Source organism: Mycolicibacterium rhodesiae, from assembly GCF_002086695.1.
GTDB lineage: Bacteria > Actinomycetota > Actinomycetes > Mycobacteriales > Mycobacteriaceae > Mycobacterium > Mycobacterium rhodesiae.
In genome coordinates this window covers 69,888-80,900 of the sequence record NZ_MVIH01000020.1, presented here as the reverse complement: position 1 = coordinate 80,900, position 11,013 = coordinate 69,888, and the positions used below count along the sequence as shown (strand labels likewise).

Below are 11,013 nucleotides of genomic sequence, written 5' to 3'. Positions count from 1 at the left end.
GGGTATCAGGGCACGGCAAAAAACAACAACAAACAAAAACCACCAAACACACTATTGAGTTCTCAAACAACACACCCCAGTCACCCACTCGACCGCGCAGCTATCCCGCGACCCGAAGGCCGCGGAGATATCGTGCGGACAAGAGCAACAACCCTGTTGCCAGGTTTGATTCCCGGGAGGTCTTCGCGCTCTCCGGCTTGGCCGGGCCGCTCTGACTTGGAATAAGTTACAGACGAGCTAACGGCGAGTCAAATCGCCTGCTAGATCGGCGTTTCGCGGGCGCACCGAAGGCTCAAACCCGCTGTACCCCAGCGACATTCCGCTTCCCGCGGCGCAGCACCAACCAGCGCCCGTGCAGGAAATGGGACGGTTGTGCCACCCAGTCCTCGCTGTCGATCTTCTCGTTGTTGACCGATACGCCCCCCTCGGCGATCGTGCGCTTGGCGGCGCCCTTGCTCGCCGACAGGCCGGTGGCCACCAATAGATCGACGATGCCGTCCGCTCCGCCTGGGCCGAGCTCGGCCACCGTCGTCTCCCGCAACGCGGCCGACAGCGTCGGTTCATCGAGGCGGGAAAGCTCGCCCCTGCCGAACAACGCCTGCGACGCGTGCTCGACGGCGTCAGTCGCAGCCCGACCGTGCACCAATGTGGTGAGTTCCTGGGCCAGCCGGCGCTGTCCGGCCCGCTCATGCGGGCGTTCCGCGGTGGCCTGTGCCAGCTCGGCCAGTTCGTCGGCCGACAAGAACGTGAACCAGCGCAGGTACTTGACCACGTCGGCGTCGGCGGTGTTGACGAAGTACTGGTACCAGGCATAAGGGCTGGTCATCTCGGGATCCAGCCACAGGCTGCCGCCGCCGGTGGACTTGCCGAACTTGGTTCCGTCCGCAGCGGTGACCAGCGGCACCGTCAGCGCATGGACGCCGGCGCCCAGCGTCTGGCGGACCAGCCGCACCCCCGCGATGATGTTGCCCCACTGATCGGAGCCGCCGATCTGCAGTGAGCACCCGTAGCGCCGGTGCAGTTCCACATAGTCGTTGGCTTGCAGGAGCATGTAGCTGAATTCGGTGTACGAGATGCCGTCGCCGTCGAGCCGGCGCCGGATCGTGTCGCGGTCGAGCATCACGTTGACCGAGAAGTGCTTGCCGACGTCGCGCAGGAAATCGATCGCGCTCAGCTGCGCGGTCCAATTCAGGTTGTTCTCCATCACCGCGCCGCTGGGTGAGTCGTCGAAGTCGACGAACCGCTCCAGCTGCCCGCGGATCCGCTCGGCCCATTGCGCGACGGTGTCGGTGGTGTTCATCGTCCGCTCGCCGGTGTCACGAGGATCACCGATCATGCCCGTGGCGCCGCCGGCCAACACGATCGGTCGGTGCCCGGCCCGCTGGAATCGCCGAAGTGTGAGCAACGGCACCAGGTTTCCCGCGTGCAGGCTCGGCGCGGTCGGATCGAATCCGCAATAGACGGTCATCGGTGGCTGCGCGGCCGCCGCGGCGAGCGCGTCGATATCGGTCGATTGCGCAATCAGCTCGCGCCAGCCCAACTCATCGAGAATCGTCGTGCTCATGCGTTGATCTTCCCGCATGGGATGCGCTCAGTCGCTCGCGCCCGGGATTGGCGCGCGCGGACTGCGACGGTAGGCCGACACCTCCGGACGTCCGGTCAGCCAAAATCGCCACGGCCGATCGGCCGCCTGCGAGACCCCGACCCGCGGGCCGGCACTCTCCGGACCATTCCCGTCACCGAGCTCGACGGTCACCGGCGATGCCGGATCGAAGACATCGGCTCCGTTGTCGTCCATCACGATGCCCAGCGCAGAACACAGGTTGCCCGGGCCGCGGGCCAGCGCCGCCGGGCGCACCGACGGACCGCGACGGACCTGCGCCACATCCAGACCCGACTCGATCGCCGCGGCCCGCACCAGCACCGCAGCCGCCGTGCCGTCAGGGCCGCACGACACGTTGGCGCAGACGTGGATGCCGTGGCTTCGATACGTATAGAGGTGGCCTGCCGGACCGAACATCACGTTGTTGCGGATACTCGGACCCCGATACGAGTGGGCCGAGGCGTCCGGCCACGGCCCGTCCGGCGGACCACCATAGGCCTCGACCTCCACGATCAGCGCGCTGACACCCCGGCAGCTGATCACCCCGCCGAGCAGCAGTCGCGCCGCCGAGACCGGATCCGTATCCAGCTGATCGCCACCCATCGGACGAAATTCTGCCCCAGGCCTTGACCTGCCCTGCGCCGGGGAGCATTATTCATCGCGTGATGAGTTCATCGGGTGATGAATTACTGACGAGCCCTGCCCACCCCGCTATCCGGGTCGAGCGGCTGCACGTGGTGCGCGGAAAACGGGTCGCCCTGCACAACATCTCGGTGACGATCCCCCGCGGTTCGGTCACCGGACTGCTCGGCCCGTCGGGCTGCGGCAAGACCACGCTGATGCGCAGCATCGTCGGCACCCAGATCGTCACATCGGGAACCGTGACCGTGCTCGGACACCCGGCCGGCTCCCCCGCACTGCGGCACCGGGTCGGCTACGTCACCCAGGATCCGACGATCTACAACGACCTCCGGGTCATCGACAACGTCCGCTACTTCGCCGCGCTGTATGGCGCCGCCCCCGCGGTGGCCGATCGCGCGGTCGACGACGTCGGACTGCGCGATCACGCCGCGGCGTACTGCGCCAACCTGTCCGGCGGACAGCGCGCCCGGGTGTCGCTGGCCTGCGCGCTGGTCTGTCAACCGGACCTGCTGGTGCTCGATGAACCGACCGTCGGCCTCGATCCCGTGCTGCGCGTGGACCTGTGGGCTCAGTTCGACGAACTGGCCCGACGGGGCACCACCTTGCTGGTGTCCAGCCACGTGATGGACGAGGCCGACCACTGCGCGGGCCTGCTCCTCATGCGCGAGGGCCGATTGCTGGCCCAGACCACCCCCGCCCGACTGCGAGAGGACACCGGATGCACGTCACTCGAGGAAGCGTTCCTGTCCATCATCAGGCACAGCACCGCAGCGTCAGCAAGCTGAGGCTCCGTACTTATCTGGGCGCCTATCTGGCCACCACGGCCCGTATCCTGCGCCAACTGCGGGCCGACCATCGCAGTGTCGCAATGATTCTCGTGGTGCCCAGCGCGGTGATCGCGTTGATGTACTTCATGTTCGACGACGTACCGAAGTTCCCCGGGGCGGTCTCGCCGTTCCAGACCGCATGCCTGATCCTGCTCGGGCTGTTCCCGTTGTTCGTGATGTTCCTGATCACCTCGATCACCATGCAACGCGAACGATCGTCGGGCACGCTGGAACGAATCCTGACCACCCCGTTGCGCCGGCTTGATCTGCTGGCGGCCTACGGCACGGCATTCTCGGTCGCGGCCGCCGCACAGGCGATCCTGGCGTGTGTCGTCGCGTTCTGGCTGTTGGGATTCGACACCTTAGGCAGCCCGGTCTGGGTGTTCGTCATCGCGGTCATCAACGCGGTGCTGGGCGTCGGGCTCGGCCTGCTGGCAAGTGCATTCGCCCGCACCGAGTTTCAGGCCGTCCAGTTCATGCCAGTGGTCATCGTCCCCCAGTTGCTGCTCGCCGGGATCATCGTGCCGCGCAATCAGATGCCGACCTGGCTGGAGTGGATCAGCAACGCGATGCCGGCCAGCTACGCGCTGGAGGCCTTGCAGCAGGTGAACACCCACACCGACCTGACCACCATGGCCATCCGGGACATCATCGTGGTCCTCGCTTTCGCGATTGCGGCGATGGCCTTGGCCGCGGCCACTCTGCGGCGGCGCACCCCGTGACCGCCGAACCCCGGCAGGCCAAGCGCCCCGGACGGCCCCGGGGCGCCTCCGACACCCGCGAACGAATCCTCACCAACGCGCGAGAACTGTTCGCCCGCAACGGTATCGACAAGACCTCTATCAGGTCGATCGCCGCCGCCGCCGGAGTCGACTCGGCCCTGGTGCACCACTACTTCGGCACCAAGGAACAGCTGTTCGCCGCGGCGATCAACATCCCGATCGACCCGATGGCCGTCCTCGTTCCGCTGCGCGACACCCCGGTCGACGAACTAGGCCGGGTCCTCCCCTCGATCCTCCTGCCGCTGTGGGATTCGGAAATGGGCAACGGGCTGATCGCGACGATGCGATCACTGCTGGCCGGTGCCGACGTGGCGCTGGTCCGCTCGTTCCTCCAAGAGATCGTCACCGCCGAAGTCGGGCGTCGAGTGGACAACCCGCCTGGCACGGGACGATTGCGCGTGCAGTTCGTGGCCTCGCAACTGGTGGGTGTGGTGATGGCGCGCTACATCATCGGGCTCGAGCCGTTCGCCTCACTGACGCCGGAACAGATCAGCGAAACCATCGCGCCCACATTGCAGCGCTACCTCACCGGCGACTTGCCTTCGCTGTACTGACCCCTCAACCCAGGATCGGGAAACGCCGTTGGCGCGACAGCCGGTTCAGCGCCCGCTGCATCACCCGGCGCACGTGGGTGTCGACCTCGTCGACATCCGGATGCCTCCCGAACGCCGCGGGATCCACTGGTTCGAGGACTTCCATCACGATCTTCGAGGGCAGGGGCAGATTCGGCGGGAAGGTGACAGTCAGCCCAAACGGGAGACCGACCGTCACGGGCAGAACCTCCATTCGAATCTTGTTGAGCCCCAACAGATGCGCGAAGCGAGTGCCACGACCGAGGAAGAACTGGGTCTCCTGGGCGCCGATCGAGACCATCGGCACGATCGGCACACCCGTCTCTATCGCGGTACGCGCATAGCCGGTGCGGCCGTCGAAGTCGATCGCGTTCTGCCGTGGTGTGGGCCGGTAGGCGTCGTAGTCACCGCCAGGGAAGACCAGTACGACGGCCCCGGCGTCCAATGCTGCCCTGGCCGCCTCCGGGCTGGCGTGCACAACGCCCAGACGTGGCAGCAGCGGACCCCATGGAGCGACGAAGATTCCGTAGTGCGCCAGCGTGTACAGGGGCCGCCCATAACCGAACTCGGCATAGAACGCCGGCCCGAAGATCGGCACATCGGGCGTCAACATGCCCCCGGAGTGATTGCACACCACCAGAGCGCCGCCCGACCGCGGCATCAACCCGAGTCCACGGACCTCGGCGCGAAAATACAACCGCAACAACGGCCACATCCGGCCAAGCACGTGCCGGGTGAAGGAGGGATCCCACTTGGCGAGTTCGCCGGGTAGCTGCTCGGCGACGACGGCGTCCCCCATGGCGTAACGGTACGCCCGATTGACCAGGCGGGTTCTAGGAAGCCGAGCGCGCCATCAGACGCTCGTGCTCCTCGGGGCTGACGTCGACGGCCTCGTCGACCAGCAACACCGGGATGTCGTCCTCTATTCGGTAGGCCTTGTGCAGTCGGGGGTTGTACAGAAGTTCGTCCACCAGCAGCAGCGGCCCGCGGTCGGCCGGGCACACCAGGATGTTCAGCAGCTTCTGGTCGAGCATCAGGGCTACGGGCTCACAGCCGGAGGCGCCGCCGCCGGGGCGTTGTTGCCGCCGATCGTCGGTGCGCCGTCGCTGGGCATCTGACCGGCCCCCATCACGGCATTGTTCTGCTGCCGCTGCTGCGCCTGCTGCAGGAGCTGCATCTGGGCGAAGATCTTCTGCTGGTAACCCAAGGTGTTCTGCAGCGCCTCGATCAGCGGCTTCTGATTCGGGCGGTACTGCAGCGCGTTCTGGATCTCGGCGATATTGGTTCTCGACGGCTTGATGCCCTGCGCCCGCAGCTTCATCACCGACTTGATCAGGTTGGACAACTGACCGCCGCTGGCGCCCTGGTCGTAGTTCTGGTCGATGAACAGCAGCAACTGGTCAGCGCTCTGGAATTGCGGGACGCCGTTGGCATCCGCTGTCGCCGGGGCCGTGGGGGTGGCCGGTGCGGTGCTCGGGTCCGCCAGCGCCCGTTGCGCGCCTACGCCGACCAGCAGCCCAGCGGTCAGGGCACCGATCGCCGTGCCGCGGACGGCGCGACGCCAGTGACGTGAAACGGTCTGGGTTGTCATGCATTCCTCCGACGCGTGGCGATCTGCGATTATCGGCGAGCCTAACAGCGCCGCGCGACCTGGGCAGAGGCTCAGTTCTCGGTACCGCTCGAGTCGCCGGTACCGCAAAGCTGAGCGCGCGCCGCAGCCGTCAAACGCTTGTACTTCCCCGTATCGGGCTCCAAATGCCAGGCGTTACGAGATGCCTTCGGTATCCCGTCGGCGCGCAACGCCGACACCGTCGGGCGGAACGTGGCGCTGAGCGGGATCTCCGGCACCACGTGCACCACGTCGGGCGCCAGGCCGACCGGCATCGACGCGAACGCGTCGGTCAGGTCCGCGGTGGTCACGGACATGCCGTCGCGCAGTGTGATCGCGGTGACAGCGACGACTCCGCCCGCCTCCTCGACGCTGTAGGTGGCGGCCAGGTCGACGGCATTGATCCGGCTGACGGCGTCGGTGACCGACTCCGGAAACACCACGCCGCGCTCGGTGCGGATCAGCAGCGGACGATTGCCCAGCAGCCAGAAGTCGCCGTCGGCGTCGCGCCGGAACACGTACTCGGTCGAAATCCAGGTGTCACCCGGGGCGAACACGCCACGCTTGACCGAGGCGGTCGGATCGATCGGCCCCCACGGCCGGGCCAGCAGCACACCCACCTCGTTGGGTTCGGCGACCGCGACGAACCCACGGTCGTCTTCCAGGATCAGGTCGTCGTCGGCGTCGTAGGCCGCCAACTCGACCTGGCCACCGCCGGGCAGCGGACGGCCCTTGCTGCCGATCTTCGCGCCGGCCACATTGGCCAGCACAGCCTGGCCATCGGTGGTGGCGAAGAACTCGACGACGTTGGCCGGGCTGAAGGCGTCGACGGTCCGCTGCCACAGCCCAGGCGGCATGCCCGAGCCGATGAACAGCCGTACCGGATGGTTGCCGCGTAACCGGAAGTCCGGGTCGTCGACAACGCTGCGCAGCATCGTCCACGTGTAGGAGACGACCGTGACCCCGTATTGCCGGATCTCGGTGAGGAAGCGGTCCGGGTGCAGCCCGCGCGACAACGCGATGCGGGTGCCGCCGACCACCGCGCCGCCGAGGCTCACCAGCAACCCGGACTGGTGGTGCAGCGGCGTCAGGCAGTACACGGTGTCCCCGCGGCCCAGCGCCGCGGCAGAGGCGGTGCCGAACGCGGACAACGCCCAGCGATAGTTGGTGATCTGTTTGGGCACCAGCGCCCCGCTCACGGTGTTGAACGCGACGAACGCCAGGTCCCGCGCGAAGCCCGGGTTGGGCCGGTACCAACCCGGCAGTGCGACGGCGTCCGGATCGATCTTCTCCATGTCGACGACATTGCTGTCGTCGGGCAGATTCAGGTCGCGGGTCTCGCCGCCGCCGAGAACCAGCACTTTGACCGAGAGTTTGCGGGCCGCGTCGAGGTTGCCCGGGTCGGTGATGACCTCGCTGACTCCACCGATGCGGATCGCCTCGGCGAGGTCGGCGTCGGGAGGCATCATCAGCACCGCCACCGCACCGAGGCGGGACAACGCGGCGATCGCCACCAGCGCTGACGGCCGGGTGTCCATGAGCACACCGACCCGTACGCCCTGCCGCACGCCGACCGAGATGAGGCCGCGGACCACGTTGTTGATCCGTCGGTTCACCGCCTCGTAGGTGTGCACCCGCCCGTCGTACAACAGGAACTCACCGTTGGGCGCACCGTCGGCCTGCTCGTCGATGATGCGGCCCAGCGAAATCCTGGTGTGGTCGTTGATCTGCCCCAGCCGAGTCAGGCGCGGCAGCGTGCGGGCGGTCTCCACCGCGAGCGTGCGCATCGACTTCCTGGTGTTCACCACCGCCCCGGCCGCACCGCGCGCCAACGACCAGGCGACTTCCGACGCCTCGGCCACGCCGTGCATCAGCCGCGCGGACAGGGCCACGCCGGACTCGTCCGGCTCGGCGTCGCTGTCCTGCATGGGCGTGATGGCGGCGGGGCGGGAATCCTGCCCGGACAGCCAGCGCACCCAGTCCGCCACAGTCGGCCACGTGGCCGTCGCCGCCTTGGATCCGACCACCAGACCGAAGTGGCCGGCCCGGATCATCACCTCGTAGACGTCAGCGCCGGGGGCGGCGCGCTTGATGCCGCGCACCGAGGCGGGCTGACCGATGTCGTCGACCTCGCCGACGAAAGCCAGCACCGGGCAGGTGATGTCGGACAACGTCACCAACTGGCCGTTGATGTTGAACCCGCCCGACATCATCCGGTTGTGCGAGATGAACTGCTTGAGCAACTCGGAGACCGCGGGGCCGGACCAAGCGATCCAGCCTTCGGAATCCAGGAAGCGCCGCTGTTGCTCACGGGGCAGCAGCGCATCGCGGTCATGCAGCTGACGCAGAAAGTCGATGCGGGCCTTCGCCGTCTTGAGCGGGTCGAGCATCTGGAAACCGGTGCGGGCCAGCCATCCCGGGACGTCGATGCGATTGAACACGTGGTCGGCCATGAAGTCCGCGGCCACCGCACCGATGTTGGGCGGGATGCCCATCGGCAGCGCGGCAAGGGTGTCCACCGGCGAGCCGAACGCGACGATGCTGGCGATGTCCTTGGTCCGCCGGTAGGCCGCGGTCTGGTAGCAGAACATGCCACCCTGCGAATAGCCCGCCAGATGGACGCTCTGGCCCGTGGTGTCCTTGACGGTGTCGATGGCCTCGTTGAGCGCGACGATGTGGTCGGTGAGGTTGCGTTCCATGCCGCCCTCGACCTCGTCGGGCGAACCGAAGTCGATCACCCACGGGTCGATGCCCGCCTCGTGCAGGATGCCGACGGCGCCGTCCTCCCGGGTGACATCCCACATGTTCGCCGACATCATCATCGGGTGGACCATCAGGACCGGCGGCCCGGCAGGCCGCTGACGGGCCCTGCTGTCAGGCGGGAAGTAGCGCCGGAGCTTGTACATCGGCTTGCTCTCGACGATCTGGAAAGGCGAGGGCACCGCCCCGGTTTCCAGACCGCCCAAGCGCAAGACCTCGAACCCGTTCTGCGCCGTCGCCATCAGGCGCTCCACAGGCCTGGTGACCGCCGACAAGTTCAGATCCACGGCTCTCCCCTGTCCCACATCGCTGCTGCATAAGGCCCCGACAGCCAGCACATCATGGCATAAGGCCGATCCGCGTCCCGTCGCTTTGCGTTCTCCCCAGTAGCCTCATGCCAGTGGCACACCTGCTCGGAGCCGAAGCCCTCCATCTGCAATTCCCGACTCAGGTGGTCTTCGACTCCGTGACCGGCGGAGTCAACGAAGGCGACCGCATCGGCATTGTCGGCCGCAATGGCGACGGCAAGTCCAGCCTGCTGAGCATGCTGACCGGACAGCTGACCCCGAATTCCGGACGGGTGACCCGTCGCACGGGCATCCACGTGGGCGCACTCGACCAATCCGACACCCTCGACGGCGCCAGCACGGTCGGGCACGTTCTGGTCGGCGACCTGGCTGATCACGAGTGGGCCGGCGACCCCAAGGTCCGCGATGTGGTCGGCGGTCTGGTCGCGGACATCGCCTGGGATGCGCTGGTATCCACGCTGTCCGGCGGTCAGCGCCGCCGCGTCCAGCTGGCCCGGCTGTTGATGGGCGACTGGGATGTGATCGCGCTCGACGAGCCCACCAACCACCTCGATGTCGAGGGCATCACCTGGCTGGCCGGGCACCTCAGGACGCGGTGGGCCCGTACCAGTGGCGGGCTTCTCGTCGTGACCCATGATCGGTGGTTCCTCGACGAGGTGGCCCTGACCACCTGGGAGGTTCACGATGGCATCGTCGAACCGTTCGACGGCGGCTATGCGGCCTACATTCTGCAGCGGGTCGAACGGGATCGGCAGGCCGCGACGGTGGAGGCCAAGCGCCAGAACCTGATGAAGAAGGAGCTGGCGTGGTTGCGGCGCGGTGCGCCGGCGCGGACGTCCAAACCGAAGTTCCGCATCGAGGCCGCCAACCAGCTGATCGAAGATGTACCGCCGCTGCGCAACCCGATCGAACTCGCCAAGCTCGCGACCGCCCGGCTGGGTAAAGAGGTCGTCGACCTCCTCGACGTCGGGGTGACCTACGACGGTCGACAGGTGCTGCGCGATATCGAGTGGCGGATCGCGCCCGGCGAGCGCACCGGAATTCTCGGCGCGAACGGTGCAGGCAAGTCGACGCTGCTCGGCCTGATCGCGGGCACGGTCACACCCGACAGCGGCAGGGTCAAGCGCGGAAAGACCGTCAAGCTGGCGATGCTCGACCAGCAGGCAGGCATCTTGGCCGGCTTCGAGGGCGATATGGTCCGCGAGGTTCTTGCCCAGCTGCAGACAACCTTCTCTGTCGACGGCAAGGACGTCACGCCGGCTCAGCTGCTGGAACGCCTCGGCTTCCGTCGCGAACACCTTTCGGCGCGGGTCGGGGAACTCTCTGGTGGCCAACGGCGCAGGCTCCAGCTGTTGCTGACGATTCTGTCCGAGCCGAACGTGCTGATCCTCGACGAGCCCACCAATGATGTCGACACCGACATGTTGGCGGCCACCGAGGATCTGCTGGACTCCTGGCCGGGCACCCTGATCGTGGTGTCCCATGATCGCTACCTCCTCGAGCGCGTCACCGACCAGCAGTACGCGATCCTCGGCGGACGACTGCGCCACCTTCCGGGAGGCGTGGACGAGTACCTGCGGCTGGCGAAGGCGCAACCCGCCGCCGCGACGCCCGGCTCGCCCAAAGGATCCGGCCCCGCATCACCGTCCGAGGCGCTGTCAGGTGCCGAATTGCGCAGTGTCGAAAAGGAAATCGCGTCTCTGGACCGGGCCCTCGCGAAGCTGTCCGACCGGGTGAACGCCAAACATGTCGAACTGGCCGAGCACGATCAGTCCGACCACGTGGGCTTGAGCAAGCTGACACAACAGCTGCGCTCACTCGAAGACGAGGTCACGGACCTCGAGGCACGCTGGCTGGATCTCTCGGAACGACTCGAGTGAATCGGCGGCAGGCTTCGTAGGATGTCAGCC

Annotated in this window: 11 protein-coding genes; 5 read left to right on the top strand and 6 right to left on the bottom strand. The window is 67.0% G+C overall.

The annotated features are described in order from the left end of the window. Positions 1–215 (top strand): hypothetical protein (locus BST42_RS29955; RefSeq protein WP_207569578.1); only part of this gene is annotated, 215 nt, incomplete at its 5' end. 77 nt (positions 216–292) lie between these two features. Here BST42_RS29955 and tyrS read toward each other — a convergent pair. Both tyrS and BST42_RS25900 read right to left on the bottom strand, forming a co-directional pair. Continuing rightward, entirely contained in the window at positions 293–1,564 is a 1,272-nt protein-coding gene (gene tyrS, locus BST42_RS25905; RefSeq protein WP_110918787.1) for a tyrosine--tRNA ligase, read from the bottom strand. 27 nt (positions 1,565–1,591) lie between these two features. Continuing rightward, complete coding sequence (locus tag BST42_RS25900) at positions 1,592–2,206, bottom strand: DNA-3-methyladenine glycosylase (RefSeq protein ID WP_083122558.1); 615 nt, start codon at positions 2,204–2,206, stop codon at positions 1,592–1,594. A 59-nt stretch (positions 2,207–2,265) separates the two neighbouring features. Here BST42_RS25900 and BST42_RS25895 point away from each other — a divergent pair, with 59 nt between their 5' ends. Genes BST42_RS25895 through BST42_RS25885 form a run of 3 tightly spaced genes read left to right on the top strand, consistent with a single transcriptional unit; the run spans position 2,266 to position 4,408 of the window. Continuing rightward, complete coding sequence (locus BST42_RS25895) at positions 2,266–3,030, top strand: ABC transporter ATP-binding protein (protein WP_083122556.1); 765 nt, start codon at positions 2,266–2,268, stop codon at positions 3,028–3,030. Then, positions 2,964–3,794 (top strand): ABC transporter permease, encoded by an 831-nt coding sequence (locus BST42_RS25890; protein ID WP_083122554.1) that lies wholly within the window; start codon positions 2,964–2,966, stop codon positions 3,792–3,794. Before BST42_RS25895 ends, BST42_RS25890 begins: the two co-directional genes overlap by 67 nt. Next, a complete protein-coding gene (locus BST42_RS25885; RefSeq protein ID WP_083122552.1) occupies positions 3,791–4,408 on the top strand; it encodes a TetR/AcrR family transcriptional regulator in 618 nt (205 codons plus the stop codon). The genes BST42_RS25890 and BST42_RS25885 overlap by 4 nt, the downstream gene beginning before the upstream one ends. A 4-nt stretch (positions 4,409–4,412) precedes the next feature. On the opposite strand, the gene BST42_RS25880 is transcribed toward BST42_RS25885, so the two are convergent. The 4 genes from BST42_RS25880 to BST42_RS25865 all read right to left on the bottom strand — a co-directional run bounded on the left by BST42_RS25880 (position 4,413) and on the right by BST42_RS25865 (position 9,037). Then, complete coding sequence (locus BST42_RS25880) at positions 4,413–5,225, bottom strand: 1-acyl-sn-glycerol-3-phosphate acyltransferase (protein WP_083122551.1); 813 nt, start codon at positions 5,223–5,225, stop codon at positions 4,413–4,415. A gap of 34 nt (positions 5,226–5,259) precedes the next feature. Beyond that, positions 5,260–5,460, bottom strand: coding sequence for a Trm112 family protein (locus BST42_RS25875; protein ID WP_083122549.1), 201 nt, complete (start codon positions 5,458–5,460; stop codon positions 5,260–5,262). Positions 5,461–5,465: 5 nt separating this feature from the next. After that, positions 5,466–6,017 (bottom strand): hypothetical protein, encoded by a 552-nt coding sequence (locus tag BST42_RS25870; RefSeq protein WP_083122547.1) that lies wholly within the window; start codon positions 6,015–6,017, stop codon positions 5,466–5,468. Positions 6,018–6,088: 71 nt separating this feature from the next. After that, positions 6,089–9,037, bottom strand: coding sequence for an acyl-CoA synthetase (locus BST42_RS25865; protein WP_237159594.1), 2,949 nt, complete (start codon positions 9,035–9,037; stop codon positions 6,089–6,091). A gap of 158 nt (positions 9,038–9,195) precedes the next feature. On the opposite strand from BST42_RS25865, the gene BST42_RS25860 reads away from it, so the two are divergent. Continuing rightward, positions 9,196–10,983: an ABC-F family ATP-binding cassette domain-containing protein gene (locus BST42_RS25860; RefSeq protein WP_083122545.1), complete on the top strand. Its 1,788-nt coding sequence runs from the start codon at positions 9,196–9,198 to the stop codon at positions 10,981–10,983. Positions 10,984–11,013 lie beyond the last annotated feature (30 nt).